We start from the raw sequence: 17364 nt of genomic DNA on the forward strand, positions 1-17364 counted from the left end.
ATAGATAATATAGAAATCCCATAAAATTAGAGTTTGAAATTCTAAATTTTATGGGATTTTTATTATGTATTATCAGACTCTTTTAAGTAATCAATTCCGTATTTATACATTTCCTCAAGTAAAGGTAACATTTTTTCACCCATTTCACTTAAGCTATATTCAACCTTAGGTGGAATAACAGCATAAACCTTTCTATTGATTAGTCGATCATTTTCTAAACTTCTCAATTGATTTGTTAACATTTTTTGAGTGACATCAGGAAGTTTCTTTTTTAATTCGCTAAATCTTAGACAACCATCACTTAAGTACCACAATATTAGAAGTTTCCACTTTCCAGAAACTAATTTATGAAATAAAAACATAGGACAAGTTTCATATTTTGCACAACTTTTGCTCTTATGACATTTACTATGGAATGACTTTTCTTTATTCATTTTATAAACACCTCTAAATAATAGAAATTATTGTTAAATAAGTTCTTTAATTATATCATAAAATATTAGTATTAAAAAATATATACAGTATCTTTTTGGATACTATATACAAAAAAAGTGCCTACTTTCAAACATGTATCAAGGTATATTATAATTGCAAATGAAATATTAGTAGATTTTATAATAATTCAAATCTATTATGGAAAATATATTTTAGAGAGCATAGTAAGAAAACATAGTTTAATTAGTGTCCATTATATGGTAACATTAGTATGTACTAAATAGATTACTAATTAAGAAGGAGACTTAATATGGAAAATAAAATAGCAAACATGATAGATCACACAGTATTAAAAGCAACTACAACGAAAGAAGACGTTGTTAAAGTTTGTAAGGAAGCAAAGGAAAATAAATTTTTCTCAGTATGTATAAACCCTACTCATATAGAACTTGCAAAAAAAGAATTAGAAGGATCAGATGTAAAAGTATGTACAGTTATAGGATTCCCTCTAGGAGCTAATACACCAGAAGTTAAAGGATTTGAAACTAAGGATGCAATAGCTAAAGGTGCAGATGAAGTAGATATGGTTATAAACATAGGAGCTTTAAAAGATAAGAATTATGATTTAGTTGAGAGAGACATAAAGGCAGTAGTTGATGCTGCAAATAAAGAAGCATTAGTAAAAGTTATAATAGAAACTTGTTACTTAACTGATGAAGAAAAGAAAATAGCTTGTGAATTAGCTGTTAAAGCAGGAACTGATTATGTAAAAACTTCAACAGGATTTGGAACAGGTGGATCAACTCCACAAGATATAAAACTAATGAGAGATGTAGTTGGATCAGAAATAGGTGTTAAAGCATCTGGTGGAGTAAGATGTAAAGAAGATGCTGTAGCTGTTATAAATGCAGGAGCTAGCAGAATAGGAGCAAGTGCTTCTGTTGCTATAGTAAATGGAGAAAAGAACTCTACAGACGGATATTAAAAACTTAAGCTAACGTTAATAATCTCTATTAAATCAAGAATAACTATAAAAATATATCTAAAATCAATTAGTTTAAAATGTTGATTAGTGGGTATATAAGTAAAAACAAGTAAAAAAATAGGTTTTTTACAAAAAAATTATTAAAATTTAGAAATAGTTAATATAAAAAAAGGAATTGACACCATTATGTAGAATGATATAAACGGTGAGAGAATTGTGTGCAATATACATAAAGATTTACAAACCTCACTACATTACATTTGGAGTAAGAATTTAAGGAGGATTACGTAGTATGGCTAAATTTATGAAAACAGTTGACGGTAATACAGCTGCTGCTCACGTTGCTTATGCATTTACAGAAGTAGCTGCTATATTCCCAATCACTCCATCTTCAACAATGGCAGAAGTTGTAGATGAATGGTCAGCTCAAGGTAGAAAAAATATCTTTGGGCAAAAAGTTAGTGTTGTAGAAATGCAATCTGAAGCTGGAGCTGCTGGAACATTCCATGGTTCTTTACAAGCAGGTGCATTAACAACTACTTTTACAGCATCACAAGGGTTATTATTAATGATACCAAATATGTATAAAACTGCTGGAGAGCTTTTACCAGGAGTATTCCATGTTAGTGCTCGTGCATTAGCTGCTCAAGCTTTATCTATATTCGGTGATCACCAAGATGTTATGGCTGCAAGACAAACTGGATGTGTTATGTTAGCATCAGGTTCTGTTCAAGAGGTTGCTGATATATCTCCAGTTGCACATTTAGCTGCAATAGAAGGTAGATTACCATTTATAAACTTCTTTGATGGATTCAGAACTTCTCATGAAATCCAAAAAGTAGAATTATTAGAAAATGAAGACTATGCAAGCTTATTAAATAAAGATGCATTACAAGCATTTAGAGATAGAGCATTATCTCCAAACCACCCTGTAACTCGTGGTACAGCTCAAAATCCAGATGTATACTTCCAAACTAGAGAAAGTTCAAATAGATACTATGAAGATATAGTCGGAATAGTTGAAAAATATATGAACAAAATGAGCGATTTAACAGGAAGAAAATATGGATTATTCAATTATTATGGAGCAGAAGATGCTACAAACATAATAATAGCTATGGGTTCTGTAACAGAAACTATAGAAGAAACTGTTGATGCATTAAATGCAGAAGGACAAAAAGTAGGTTTAGTTAAAGTTCACTTATATAGACCATTCTCTATAGAACATTTAATGGAGGCTATACCAAGCACAGTTGAAAGAATATGTGTATTAGATAGAACTAAGGAACCAGGTGCTCCAGGAGAACCATTATACTTAGATGTACGTTCTGCATACTACAATAAAGAAAATGCTCCTATGATAATAGGTGGAATATATGGATTAGGATCAAAAGATACTACTCCAACAGAAATAAAAACTGTATTTGATAACTTAGCTTCTGAAAATCCAAAAAATAACTTCACAGTAGGTATAGATGATGATGTTACTTTCAGATCATTAGAATTATCAGAACCATTAAAAGTTGCTGTTCCAGGAACTGTAAGATGTAAGTTCTGGGGATTAGGTTCTGATGGTACTGTTGGAGCTAATAAACAAGCTATAAAAATAATCGGAGATAATACTAAGAAATACGTTCAAGCGTACTTTGATTATGATTCTAAAAAATCTGGTGGGGTAACAATGTCTCACTTAAGATTTGGAGATGAGCCAATAAGATCAACTTATCTAATAGATGAAGCTGATTACATAGCTTGTCATACTCAAGCATATGTATATCAATATCCAGATTTATTACATGGTCTTAGAAATGGTGGAACATTTGTATTCAATACAATATGGGATCAAGCTGGACTTGAAGAACATTTACCAGCTCACTTAAAACAATATATAGCTAAAAATAATATACAATTCTATACTGTAAATGCTACTAAGATAGCTCAAGAAATAGGATTAGGAAACAGAATAAACATGATAATGCAATCTGCATTCTTCAAGTTAGCTAATATAATACCTGTAGAACAAGCAGTAGAATACTTAAAAGATTCTATAGTTAAAGCTTATGGTAAAAAAGGTGAAAAAGTTGTTAATATGAACTATGAAGCTGTTGATAGAGGTATAAACTCTTTAGTTAAGATAGATGTTCCAGCTGAATGGGCAAATGCAACTGACGATAAAAAAGAAGATGTAAATGAGCCATACTTCATCAAAAATATATTAAGACCTATAACTGCACAACAAGGTAATAAGTTACCAGTATCTGCTTTCAATGAAGGTTTAGAAGATGGTACTATGCCATGTGGTACAGCTGCATATGAAAAACGTGGTATAGCAGTTAATGTTCCTGAGTGGATACTAGAAAACTGTATACAATGTAACCAATGTTCATTCATATGTCCTCATTCATGTATAAGACCAGTTCTTGTAAATGAAGAAGAATTACAAAATGCACCAGAAGCATTTAATGCTAAAAAAGCTATAGGTAAGGGATTTGAAGGATTACAATATAGAATACAATTAAGTCCGATGGACTGTACAGGATGTGGAAACTGTGCTGACATATGTCCAGCAAAAGAAAAAGCTTTAGTTATGAAACCTCTTGATACTCAATTACAAGAAGTTGATAACTGGGCATTCGCAGCTGATCATAAAAATGTTTCTACAAAAGGTGATATAATGGCACCAACAACTGTAAAAGGAAGTCAGTTCAGACAACCATTACATGAGTTCTCTGGAGCTTGTGCTGGATGTGGTGAAACTGCATACATCAAAAATGTAACTCAATTATTTGGAGATAGAATGATGATAGCTAATGCTACTGGATGTTCTTCAATTTGGGGTGGTTCATATCCATCATCTCCATACACTGTTAACCATGAAGGTAAAGGTCCAGCTTGGGCAAACTCATTATTCGAAGACAATGCTGAATTCGGATATGGTATGTATTTAGCAGTTAAACATATAAGAGCTAAAATAGCTGAAAATATGGAAAGCTTATTAGCTATGGATATATGTGATGAAGCAAGAGAAGCATTCACTGCTTGGTTAGATGCTAAAGAAGATGGAGAAGCTTCTAAGGTTGCAAGTGCTAAAGTAGTTGCAGTATTAGCAAATGCTCATAATATAGAAAATACTGAAATTAAAGCTTTAGTTGAAGAAATAAAAGAAAGAGAAGATTACTTAGTTAAGAGATCTCAATGGATCCTTGGTGGAGACGGTTGGGCATACGACATCGGTTACGGTGGTGTAGACCATGTTCTTGCATCTGGTGAAAATGTAAACATTCTTGTATTCGATACAGAGATTTACTCAAATACAGGAGGTCAATCTTCTAAGTCAACTCCAGTTGCTGCAATGGCTAAATTTGCTGCTGCAGGTAAGAGAACTAGAAAGAAAGACCTTGGTATGATGGCTATGTCTTATGGAAATGTATATGTAGCACAAGTAGCTATGGGTGCTGATAAGAATCAATTCATGAAAGCTATAGTTGAAGCTGAAAAATATGATGGACCATCATTAATAATCTGTTACGCTCCATGTATATCTCATGGATTAAAAGAAGGTATGGGACGTAGTGTAGAAAATGAAGCTCAAGCTGTTAAAGCTGGATACTGGCATTTATATAGATTCAACCCACAATTAACAGATGCTGGTAAGAATCCATTCAGTTTAGATTCTAAAGAACCAACTGAAAGCTTCAGAGAGTTCTTATTAAAACAAGTAAGATACTCTGCAGTAGCTAAGCAATTCCCAGATGTAGCTGAAGAATTATTCACTAAAGCTGAGGAAAATGCAAAAGAAAGATTAGAAAGTTATAAGAGATTAGCTAGCTACGAGTTAGTTCACTAAAATCTTAATAAATAATAAATATAAAAGAGTTATCTCTATATTAGAGATAACTCTTTTTGTATTTTAAGTAACAAATATGTGGTAATTTGTATATTATATAGGGAATAATTATATTTAAAGGAGAATTATTATGATTAATGAATTTTATAAATGTGTTTTAAAAAATACTGCACAAATTAGTTATTCTTATGATAATTCTGTACAAATAATTACTAAATGTGCAGTAAGTAATACTACACTAGTTAAAATTCGTCGATATGATTATTATGATGACTGTATCGAAAGTATACTTGATCTTAGTGAACTTAACCTAGACTATCATCAATTAGATAACTTGTGTATAAAAGGAGATGTTAATTTACATGATTCTTGTATAGTGTATTGTAGTAATAGAAGATACTTAATAATAAAAATTGGCCTAGATTTATCTGTTTATTATGATAAAGACAGATGTACATGTAATAAGCATGTCGACTATTTTGAAAAATATGAATATAAAATACCTATTGATAAATGTGAAGTGAATGAAATAAGTATTAATATATCCAATATTAGATATGATATTTTAAGAGGAAATAAAATAAAAGTACTTACTTATATAGAATTTGGAATTTAAAATAATTAAGATCTATAATTAGAATAATATTAAAGATAACAATCAAAATGATATAATTTTATATAAAACGTAACATTTTTCGACAATAAGAATATATTATATTAAGTAGTTAATCTGCTTAATATAATATGCAAAAGGTGATTAATGTTATGGATAATGAAAAAATAAATAAAATAGAAGAAACAGGTCCTGAAATAGATAAATGTTCAGGTAATTGTGATGACAATTGCAAAATAAAAAATAAAGCATTTTTAAATTATCAATATAGACCAACTCAAATAGCAACTGATCCAGTTGTTGAAAAGAGTGGACAAAGTTCAGTAGTTAGTGTCTGTTTAGATAATAATAGAAGAAATCCTAAGTTTAAAATGTTTAAATTATCTTGTAAAGAAGCTACAGAACCAGGAGACGTAATACTTTATAAAGTTGGAGTAGTAAATACAGGGAATACACCACTTAATGGAGTTACATTAGTAGATGACTTAGATAATGATACTTCTTATATAGTTAACAGTGCATCAGTAGTTCGTGCACAAACTGGAGAAGATCCATCAGTTCCTTTTACAGTTTTAAGTCCTGGAGATCCTCTAAGAATAAGAGCAAATCAAACATTACCAGTAGGAGAAATGTTTATATTTTCTTATAAGGTTACAGTAGATAATGCCCTAGAAAACAATACTATAAGAAATAATGTAAGTGTAACAACTACTGAAGCCCCAACTCCACAAACTGACTTTGTAGAAATTCCAGCTAACTTTGCTAGAGTAGCTATAGCTAAAGCTGTTTTTCCAGCAAATACGAATTGCGTAAGATGTGGCGATGATTTAACTTATAGAATTACACTTACTCATACAGGAACAATTCCTGCAATAAATGTAGTAGTTACAGATTTATTCGATCCAGAATTTTGCTTTGATGCAAATGATGTAACAGTTAGAAATAAATCTGGTGCTATAGTAACAATGGGTATTACGAAAACTGTAGTTAATGGATTACTTACATTAACTATAGCTAGCTTACCAGTAGGAGAAATATATACAATAACTATTGCAGGAGAAATATGCTGCTGTAACGATTAATTTTAATAAATAATTTAGATTGTTATATTAAAAAATATTAGATGAAATTAAAAGGTTGTATTTTTATAATTATACTGATTATAAAAATACAACCTTTTTAATTATATATCGCGATGAAATGATTACCAAAATTAGTTGACAATGACAATCAATAAAACTATACTTTAGATATGAAAATGATTTTCAAAATCGCAAAGGGAGTGATATATATGGCTTTAAGTATGGTCAACATAGGGGAAGAAAAAGAGATCATTGAATTAAGAGCTAAGGATTCGGTAAAAAAACACTTACAAAGCTTAGGATTCATAGTGGGAGAAAAAGTTGAAGTGATATCTGAAAATCCTAGTGGATTTATATTATTAATAAAAGGATCAAAAGTAGCCTTAAATAAAGGAATAGCAAATAAAATAATAGTTTCTTAAGGGGGAAATGAAATGACACTTAAAGATTTGAAGCCAGGTCAATCTGGTATAGTTGAAAGTATAGGACAGAAGGGACCAATTAGAAGGCGATTAATGGATATGGGAGTAACTCCTGGTGTTAAAGTTGAAGTAATAAAAGTTGCACCGCTAGGAGATCCAATAGAAATAAATATAAGAGGGTATGAATTAAGTCTTAGAAAAGATGAGGCTCAAAATATAGTATTAAAATAAGGAGATTAGTCATGGGGTGTACAATTGCATTAGCGGGTAATCCAAACTGTGGTAAAACTACAGTTTTTAATGAAATAACTGGTTCTAAACAACATGTAGGTAACTGGCCTGGTGTTACGGTAGAAAAAAAAGAGGGAAAATATAGAAAAAATAAAGATGTAAATGTGGTAGATTTACCAGGGATTTATTCTTTATCACCATATTCAGCAGAAGAAATAGTTGCTAGAAATTATATAATTAACGAGAAACCAGATGTACTTATAAATATAATTGATGCAACAAATATTGAAAGAAATATGTATCTAAGTTTACAAATCTTAGAAACAAAAATACCAACAGTGATAGCATTAAATATGATGGACGAGGTAGAAGCAAGAGGAATGAAAATAAACATACCGAAGCTTTCAAAATATCTAGGGGTTAAGATAGTACCTATAGTAGCTAGAACTGGAAATGGTATGAAGGAATTAATGAATGCTGCAATAGAAGTTGCAAACTCTATTGATACAAATCAAAAATTAAGTGTATCATCAAACAATATAAATGAATCAGATGGAACTAAAGCTATAAATTTAGATTTAGGATTAAATGTATTCTCCGAAAGTATAGAAGGATATATACAAGATATATATTCAAAGTTCGAGAGTAGTGAAGACATAAATGTATGGAAAGCTTTAAAAGTATTAGAAGAAGATGAGCTAGTAAGTGAGACTTTGAAAGTATCTGAAAAAGTTGAAATAGAAAAAATATTGGCTAAAGCAAATGAAGAATTTAATGATGATATAGAGTCTGAAATTGCAGATCAAAGATATAAATTTATAGCTAAGATTGTAAGTAAAACTGTATCAAAATCTAAAAGAGTTAATGGAAAAAGGGAAGAGACTGTATCAGACAAAATAGATAAAGTCATTACAAATAGACTATTGGCAATACCTATATTCTTGGCAGTAATGTATTTATTATTCTCTATAACTTTTGGAGAAAGTATTATAGGAGTAGGTGTTTATTTACAAGGAATAGTTTGTGATTTTTGGGATGGACCACTTACAGAAACTATAATAGGAGCTTTAGAAAGTTTAGGAGCATCTGAATGGGCTATATCACTTGTTGGAGATGGAATATTAGCAGGAGTAGGCGGAGTAGTATCTTTTTTACCTCAAATATTAGTATTATTTTTACTTATGTCTATTCTTGAAGATAGTGGTTATATGGCGAGAGTTGCCTTTGTTATGGATAAAATATTTAGAAAGTTTGGTTTATCAGGGAAATCATTTATACCTTTATTAATGGGATTTGGTTGTTCGGTACCAGCGCTTATGGCTTCAAGAACATTAGAAAATGAAAAAGATCGCAAGATAACAATGATGATAACACCATTTATGTCTTGTGGGGCTAAATTGCCAATATATTTAATGTTTGCAGCAACGTTGTTCCCAAATAGTAATCAGACAAATATAATTTATTCTATTTATATGCTAGGACTTGTTGTAGCTGTATTATGTGCATTAATATTAAGTAAATTTGTATTAAAAGGAGAAGCATCAAACTTTATAATGGAGCTTCCACAATATAGAATACCAACTTTAAAAAGTGTATTAATACATGCATGGGAGAAAGTAAAAGGATTTGCGGTAAAAGCAGGAACTATAATATTAGCATCGACAATATTAATATGGTTATTATCTAATTTTAATTTCTCGGGAATGTGTGAAATGGAAGACAGTATACTTGCTAGTATGGGTAGAAGCATTCAATGGATATTTGCACCGTTAGGATTTGGAGATTGGAGAGCTTCTGTAGGTGTAGTTACTGGATGGATAGCAAAGGAAAATATAGTTTCTACATTTGGTGTTTTATTTGGTGCAAGTGATGCAATAACAGAAGCTGCAATGGAAGGTAGTGCAGCTATACCAGGAGTAGTAGATGTATTTACACAAGCATCAGCATTCTCATATATGGTATTTAACTTATTATGTATGCCATGTTTTGCTGCAGTAGGAGCAATAAAAAGAGAAATGGGATCTTGGAAATGGACATTGAGGACAGTAGGATTCCAAATGCTTGTAGCTTGGATAGTAGCTTTTGGAACATATATGGTATGTCAAATGATATTTTAAATTTTAACTGCGTTAGGAAGTGAATTAATGATCAATTATATAATAGGTATAGGAGCTTTCTTAGTAGTAGTATTAGTTATAAAAAACTTTATTAAAAATATAAAAGATGAAAAATCTAGTTGTGGATGTAGCTGTAAAGGATGCTTATCTAATGATAATTGCAATAAAATTTCAAATTAAAAAAGAAATCTTGGAACTTATAAAATTTAGAATTATAATTCCAAGATTTTTTGTCTGATAAAGTACATAAAGGAAATTTTTATTGAGTTTTATTGTTATAAATAATAATAGTGTATCATATTAAAAAAAAATGGGTAAATATGATATAATATATATTAGATAAAAAGAGAAGTTGGAGGAAGTAAAATGAAGGAATTATCAACTGTGTCAGATGATTATTTAATGAATAATATAAAATATTTAAAATTATTATCAAAGCAGTATCCTAGCATATCAAAAGCTAGTGCAGAAATTATAAATTTGGAAGCTATATTAAATCTTCCAAAGGGGACTGAACATTTTTTAACTGATGTACATGGAGAATATGAGCCATTTGTACATGTGTTAAGAAATGGATCAGGGGTAATAAAAAGAAAAATAGAAGAGCTATTTGCAAATAATTTAAGAGAATCGGAAAAAAAGATGCTAGCAACTCTTGTTTATTACCCAGAACAAAAGTTAGAATTAATATCTAAAGAAGAGACTGACATAGATGATTTTTATAGAATAAATATGTATAGATTAATAGAACTATGCAGATATACATCAAGTAAATACACAAGATCGAAAGTTAGAAAATTTTTACCAGAAGAATTTAGATATATAATGGAGGAATTATTACATCCAGATAATAGTAGTGATCATAAACAAGAATATTATCATAGTATAATTGAAACCATTATTGATATAGATAGAGCAAAAGAGTTTATAATAGCTATATCAAAGGTAATACAAAAGCTAGTCGTAGATAGATTACATATACTAGGTGATATTTATGATAGGGGTCCAAGACCAGATATAATCATGGATACATTAATGGAGCACCACAGTGTAGATATACAATGGGGAAATCATGATGTTTTATGGATGGGGGCTGCAGCTGGACAACCAGTAAATATAGCTAATGCACTTAGAATTTGTGCAAGGTATGCTAATTTAGATATAGCAGAAGATTTCTATGGAATAAACTTACTTCCTCTAGCAACTTTTGCAATTGAAGTATATAAAGATGACCCGTGTAAGGAGTTTATACCTAAAGTAGGAGATCAGGATGTATCAAAAAGTGAAAAAAGCTTAATAGCAAAAATGCATAAAGCTATAAGCGTAATTCAGTTTAAACTAGAAGGTGAAATAATAAAAAGAAGACCTGAATTTGAAATGAATCATAGATTATTATTAGAGAAAATAAATTATGAAGATGGAACTATTAATTTAAAAGGGAAAACATATAAACTAAAAGATAATAATTTACCTACGGTAGATCCTAAAAATCCGTACAAGCTAACAAAGTCAGAAGAAATTGTAGTAGAAAAGTTAGTATCATCATTTAAAGGAAGTGAGAAGTTACAAAAACATGTTTCTTTCTTATTTTCTAAAGGAAGTATATATTTAAAAGCTAATTCTAATTTACTGTTCCACGGATGTATACCTTTAAATGCAGATGGAAGCTTTATGTCTATGAAACTTCAAAATAAAGAATATAAAGGCAAAGAGCTAATGGATAAAATGGAAGTTTTAGCGAGAGAAGGATATTTCTTTGCTGAAAATACATATCAAAAGCAATATGGTATGGATATTATGTGGTATTTATGGACTGGAAAATGTTCTTCACTGTTTGGAAAAGATGATATGACTACATTTGAAAGATATTTCATAGCAGAAAAAGAAGCTCATAAAGAAAATAAAAATCCATATTATCTACTAAGAGAAGATGATGAAATGTGTGAAAGAGTTTATGAAGAATTTGGGTTAGACTTTGAAGAATCACATATAATAAATGGACACGTTCCGGTAGAAAGTAAAAATGGAGAAAGCCCTATAAAGGCAAATGGTAGAATATTGGTTATAGACGGTGGTTTCTCAAAAGCTTATCAAAATAAAACTGGTATAGCTGGGTATACTTTAATATATAACTCATATAGCTTACAAATAGTATCTCATGAACCATTTAGTTCAGCAGAAGAAGCTATAGTAAATGAAAGTGATATACTATCTACTACAGTAGTTGTAGAGCATAAAGTAAAAAGAAGAAGAGTAAAGGATACTGATGCTGGAGAAAAAATAAAAGAAGAAATAAAAGATTTGAAGATGCTTTTAATAGCATATAGAAAAGGTTTAATAAAAGAAAGATAAAATTTAAAATTATCAAATAATTTAATAAGGAAAATACTTGACACTAAATATACATTATACTAGAATTTAATTGTAATAGACTTTAAATAAAATATAATTCAATTAACTATATTGGATTGTTACTGATAATGCAGGCAATACCTAGGTTAAGTTTTACAGTATAACTGTATCTTAATTTAGGTATTTTTATTTGTGTAAATTTAGTAGTCAGTTAGAGGGGGGAGACGTTATGATTATTGAAAGAGTTTATAACAATAATGTAGTATTAGTTAAAGATGAGCAAAGTCAAAAAGAGTTAATACTTACAGGTTGTGGTATAGGATTTCAAAAGAAAATAGGCCAAATAGCTGACGAGAGTAAAATAGAAAAAAAGTTTATAGCTGAAGATGTAAGTTTTAGAAATAAGATAAGTAAACTTGCAATGGAAGTTGATGAAAATGTATTTAAAGCTAGTTTTGATATAATTGAATATGCTGAGAAACTACTAAATACAGAGTTATATGACTATATATATGTAGCACTTACAGATCATATTGCATTTGCCTTAAAAAGATATGAAGAAAATATAGAAATAAAAAATGAATTATTATATGAGATAAGAAGAATTCACAAGCAAGAATTTGAAATTGGCTTATGGGCAATAAATCATTTGAACAAAGAATTTAATCTGAATTTACCAGAGGATGAAGCTGCATTTATAGCTATGCATATAGTAAATGCTAACTATAATGAAGATACATCTGAATCATTTTTAATGACAAAAATAGTTAAAGAAATTCTTAATATAATAAGATATTTTTATTCTGTAGACTTTAATACTAATGAAATGAACTATGAAAGATTATTAACTCATTTAAAATTCTTTGCGAAAAGATTGATTAAACATGAGGGCAAAGGAAATAGGAAAAATGAACTATTAGATATTATAAAAGTAAAATATGAGGATTCATATAATTGTGCATTTAAAATAAAAACTTTCATAGAGGAACGTTACGAATATGAGGTAAGTGAAGATGAAATGTTATACTTAACGTTACACATCAATAGAGTTATAGAAGTTATAAAAATAGAAGAAAATAAATCGAATAACTAAACCGTATTAAGGTTGTTACTGTTCGGCAGGCAAGACTTAGGTTTATAAAAATATATGATTATTTAATTTCTAATAAGTTCAGATAGAAAACATACTGTAGAGTAGGTTTATTTATGTGAATTTATTAGGATAAGAATAATTGTATATTTCTATAAGCTTAAGTCTTTTTTAGGTTAAGAAAAGGCAGTTTTTTATTAATAAAATATTTTTTTAATTTATGTAAATTATATTTTTATAGTAAAAGATTGAATTTTTAGTAATAAAAATTATGTACTTATGATTTTAAATCTAATAATAAAGAAAAGGAGATTTTTATGAAAAAGTTATTTGGTATTTTACAAAAAGTTGGTAAATCCCTAATGCTACCAGTTGCAATACTTCCAGCAGCAGGTATATTACTAGGGATAGGAAATGCATTAGTAAATGAGAATGTAATATCTTACATGCCTTTTTTAGCTAATGATATAGTTATTATGATAGCTAGTATAATGGAGGGTTGTGGTCAGATAATATTTGACAACTTACCATTAATATTTGCAGTTGGAGTAGCTGTTGGACTAACAGATGGTGAAGGTGTTGCCGCTCTTGCAGCAATAGTTGGTTTCTTAGTAATGAACATGTCTATGGGTATTACTGGTGAAGTAACACTTGAAATGACTAATGGGCCTTTATATGCAAATGTATTAGGTATACCGACAATACAAACTGGTGTATTTGGAGGTATTATAATAGGTATTCTGTCAGCAAATTTATATAAGAAATATTATAAGATTGAATTACCGCAATATCTAGGATTCTTTGCTGGGAAGAGATTTGTTCCAATTGCCACAGCAGCATTATCTTTAATAATAGGTTTAGGTCTAACGTTTATTTGGCCTCCAATACAAAATGGATTAATGGCATTCTCAAACACTGTTATAGATGCGAATCAAACTTTAGCAGCATTCTTATTTGGTACAATAGAAAGAGCATTAATACCATTTGGACTACATCATGCATTTTATAATCCATTCTGGTATCAATTTGGTGAGTACATAAATAAAGCTGGCGAACTTGTAATGGGTGATCAAAGTATATGGTTTGCGCAACTTAAAGATGGTGTAGAATTTACAGCAGGTACATTTATGACTGGCAAATTCCCATTCATGATGTTTGGATTACCAGCAGCAGCTTTAGCTATGGTACATGAAGCGAAGCCTGAAAAGAAAAAATATGTAGCAGGTATAATGGCATCAGCTGCACTAACTTCATTCTTAACAGGTATAACAGAGCCAATAGAGTTTACATTCTTATTTGTTGCTCCTGTATTATTTGGGATACACTGTGTATTTGCAGGTTTATCATTTATGATAATGCAAATTTTAAATGTAAAAATAGGAATGACATTCTCAGGGGGACTAATAGACTTTACTTTATTTGGGATAATACCAAATAGAACTCCATGGTATTTTGTCATAGTAGTTGGTTTAGTTTTAGCAGTAATATACTATTTTGGATTTAGATTTATGATAAGAAAGTTTAATTTAAAGACTCCAGGTAGAGAAGATGAAGTTGAAGATGATGAAAAATTGTCTAATTTAGGACAAGGTGAATTAGCATATGAAATACTAAATGCTTTAGGAGAAAAAGAAAACTTAAAAAGTTTAGATGCTTGTATAACTAGATTAAGAGTACAAGTTAAAGATATAAATAAAGTAGATAAAGATAAGTTAAAAGAGCTTGGTGCAGCTGGAGTAATGGTTGTAGGTGATAATATACAAGCTATATTTGGAACAAAGTCAGATACATTAAAATCTGAAATAAATGAAATTATATCAGGTAAGTTAGTAGTTAATAAATCTGATAAAAAAGAGATTAATGAACAAATAGAAAATAAAGAAGTATCAACATATTCTGATGAGGAAATATTATCACTAACAAATGGTGAAATATTAGAATTATCTAAGGTTCCAGATGAAGTTTTTTCAAGTAAATTAATGGGAGATGGATTTGCTATAAAATCAGCTGATGGGGTTATATGTTCTCCGGTTGATGGTAGTGTAGAAGTTATATTCCCTACAAAACATGCTGTTATAATAAAATCTAAAACTGGTAGAGAAATTCTTATACATATGGGGATTGAAACAGTTAAATTAGAAGGTAAAGGATTTGATTTATTTGTAAATGTAGGAGATAAAGTTCATGCTGGAGATAAGATAGCAACAATGGATTTAGAGTACATAGAATCAAATGCTACGTCAAGTATAACTCCGGTTATATTTACCAACTTAGAAGAAAATGAAAAAATTAAAGTTAAGAATGGATTATGTAAAGTAAAAGAAAATAATAGAATTAATATAAAAAATATTTAGATATAAAACACAATTTTAAAATGTAAAGGGTTGATCTTTAGTAAAGTTCAACCCTTTTATATATGTTTATTTACATATACTTTATTAAAAAATAGTAACTAGTTAGTTAATATAAAATTTAAGATTATTGTATAAAGAGTTTATAGAATTAAAAATATCTGGAGCATACATTTCTAATTCTAAGAAGTAGTCTTTAAGTGAGTCTATTAATATATTATAAGAAGGAACTGGTTTCATCTTATAAGTATCAGTATTGCAGTAGCATGAGTTATATTTCCAAACCTCTAAACCTTGATATGGATTAGCAGTTCCTATATATAAATCATTTAAAGAATCTACATATAAAACTCTACCTCCATAATTATATCTATTACCTAAACCATCTAATATCACTGGTGAAAAATTTACTCCATCGTAAGATTTATATAAATTAAATCCAAAAGGATATTTAAATTCATTCAAAATGTGTACAATAATTTTATACATTTTGATTAAAATATTAGTAACATCTGGAGGTAGAGGTAATTCAGATTTATAAGATAATAAAACTTCTAGTATAGACTGCATAAATATAGAACTATCAAAGGTACTTATGAATAAAGTGTTGTCATATTCCTGTATTTGCCATCCGTAAACATTAAATGGATTGTTAAATCCTGAATTAATTCCAGAAATGCTATCTGGTCCTACAATCATTTCAAAGTTATCATATTTATCTAATCTTATTATATCGCATCCTTGAGGTATTATCCAAGATAATGGAATTTTCTTTGTTCCACTTACATAAAGATGATCTTTAAATACACCCATAGACAAAGCAGTTGTATTTTCTGGATACCCAAACCCATCGACTACAAGTGTCCATTTATTAAATTCAGTTTTATCACCATCTGTTCTCCAAATTTGAATTTTATCACCTGTAGTTGTTGCTAGATATAAATGATCATTAAAAACCGCCATATTGGTTATAGAACCCATAGGATTTTTGTTTGGATTATAATTAGGGGTTGAATAAGGATAAGTCTCTAGTTTCCAAGAGTAGAACTCAGGGTCTAAATTACTATACAATAGAGGTGATGTTTCCTGATTGCTTTCATCAAAATTAGCTATATATAGTTTATTATCAAACACTACCATAGCTCTTGATGAATTTCCTTCTAAATCTCCCATATTATATACCGTTGACTTTGTTTCCTTCCAATCTACACCATTAACGGACTTGTATACTTTTAATTTTGAATTTGGTTTACTTGAACCTGCTGCATATAGTGCGGGATTACCATTATATGCTCTATAGTTAATCATATATCTAAATCCATATATATTACTATTATCGGGAACAGTAAATACTTTTTCCCATACACAACTTTTATGTTTTCGTAATCTCCATATTTCTGCATTATCACTTCTAGTTGTTGGATTTAAAGACAGTGGAAACTCTAGATTTTTTATAAATAGTTCAGAGGTTACTAGCATCATATTCCTAGCAGTACCAACATATATATAGTCACCTAGTTCGCTAATCGACCAGGCGTAGTTATTTTGCCTTGCGTTTATTAAATCTTTAAAATCAAATCCATTTGTAGGAGTTAAATTTTTAAAATTTGACATAATTATCAACACCTTTTTTTATATTATAGATAGACATTACACCATATCTATCTATAATATAATATGTAGAGGTAAAAAATTTGTGAAAAAATGTAGAAATTTATGTATGTATAAATTTTTTAGCATACTCTTCTATAAATAGATTAAAATCTTAGTATTTTGACATAAATAATAAAATAAAGTATACTTAATTAGTATGTTCAATTTTAAGTGTAAGAGGTGGAA

General features: G+C 29.4%; 13 protein-coding genes. 11 read left to right on the forward strand and 2 right to left on the reverse strand.

Annotation, left to right across the window (positions count from 1 at the left end):
• Positions 1 to 62: 62 nt before the first annotated feature.
• Complete coding sequence (locus tag H8923_RS04025; protein ID WP_153923874.1) at positions 63 to 434, reverse strand: winged helix-turn-helix transcriptional regulator; 372 nt, start codon at positions 432 to 434, stop codon at positions 63 to 65.
• A 311-nt stretch (positions 435 to 745) separates the two neighbouring features.
• Between H8923_RS04025 and deoC the strand changes: the two genes are divergently transcribed.
• The 11 genes from deoC (at position 746) to ptsG (ending at position 15528) form a co-directional block, all read left to right on the forward strand.
• Positions 746 to 1420, forward strand: a complete 675-nt coding sequence (deoC, locus tag H8923_RS04030) for a deoxyribose-phosphate aldolase (protein ID WP_153923876.1) — start codon at positions 746 to 748, stop codon at positions 1418 to 1420.
• Between the two features lie 292 nt (positions 1421 to 1712).
• Positions 1713 to 5267, forward strand: coding sequence for a pyruvate:ferredoxin (flavodoxin) oxidoreductase (nifJ, locus tag H8923_RS04035; RefSeq protein ID WP_153923878.1), 3555 nt, complete (start codon positions 1713 to 1715; stop codon positions 5265 to 5267).
• A gap of 130 nt (positions 5268 to 5397) precedes the next feature.
• Complete coding sequence (locus tag H8923_RS04040) at positions 5398 to 5883, forward strand: hypothetical protein (protein WP_153923880.1); 486 nt, start codon at positions 5398 to 5400, stop codon at positions 5881 to 5883.
• Positions 5884 to 6032: 149 nt separating this feature from the next.
• The gene (locus H8923_RS04045; RefSeq protein ID WP_172976675.1) at positions 6033 to 6962 is read left to right on the forward strand and encodes a COG1361 family protein; all 930 of its coding nucleotides are present in this window, start codon (positions 6033 to 6035) and stop codon (positions 6960 to 6962) included.
• 209 nt (positions 6963 to 7171) lie between these two features.
• Complete coding sequence (locus tag H8923_RS04050; protein WP_153923884.1) at positions 7172 to 7384, forward strand: FeoA family protein; 213 nt, start codon at positions 7172 to 7174, stop codon at positions 7382 to 7384.
• A gap of 12 nt (positions 7385 to 7396) precedes the next feature.
• Complete coding sequence (locus tag H8923_RS04055; RefSeq protein ID WP_153923886.1) at positions 7397 to 7615, forward strand: FeoA family protein; 219 nt, start codon at positions 7397 to 7399, stop codon at positions 7613 to 7615.
• Between the two features lie 11 nt (positions 7616 to 7626).
• Positions 7627 to 9732, forward strand: a complete 2106-nt coding sequence (feoB, locus tag H8923_RS04060; protein WP_153923888.1) for a ferrous iron transport protein B — start codon at positions 7627 to 7629, stop codon at positions 9730 to 9732.
• Positions 9733 to 9759: 27 nt separating this feature from the next.
• On the forward strand, positions 9760 to 9912 hold the full coding sequence (locus H8923_RS04065) for a FeoB-associated Cys-rich membrane protein (protein ID WP_153923890.1): 153 nt from the start codon (positions 9760 to 9762) through the stop codon (positions 9910 to 9912).
• 186 nt (positions 9913 to 10098) lie between these two features.
• Positions 10099 to 12084, forward strand: coding sequence for a fructose-1,6-bisphosphatase (locus tag H8923_RS04070; protein WP_153923892.1), 1986 nt, complete (start codon positions 10099 to 10101; stop codon positions 12082 to 12084).
• Between the two features lie 229 nt (positions 12085 to 12313).
• Positions 12314 to 13177, forward strand: coding sequence for a BglG family transcription antiterminator LicT (gene licT / locus H8923_RS04075; RefSeq protein ID WP_153923894.1), 864 nt, complete (start codon positions 12314 to 12316; stop codon positions 13175 to 13177).
• Between the two features lie 314 nt (positions 13178 to 13491).
• Complete coding sequence (gene ptsG, locus H8923_RS04080; protein WP_153923896.1) at positions 13492 to 15528, forward strand: glucose-specific PTS transporter subunit IIBC; 2037 nt, start codon at positions 13492 to 13494, stop codon at positions 15526 to 15528.
• Positions 15529 to 15630: 102 nt separating this feature from the next.
• Here ptsG and H8923_RS04085 read toward each other — a convergent pair whose 3' ends face one another.
• Positions 15631 to 17139 (reverse strand): hypothetical protein, encoded by a 1509-nt coding sequence (locus tag H8923_RS04085; RefSeq protein ID WP_153923898.1) that lies wholly within the window; start codon positions 17137 to 17139, stop codon positions 15631 to 15633.
• Positions 17140 to 17364 lie beyond the last annotated feature (225 nt).

This window comes from Romboutsia faecis (assembly GCF_014323405.1).
GTDB classification, from domain to species: domain Bacteria; phylum Bacillota; class Clostridia; order Peptostreptococcales; family Peptostreptococcaceae; genus Romboutsia_E; species Romboutsia_E faecis.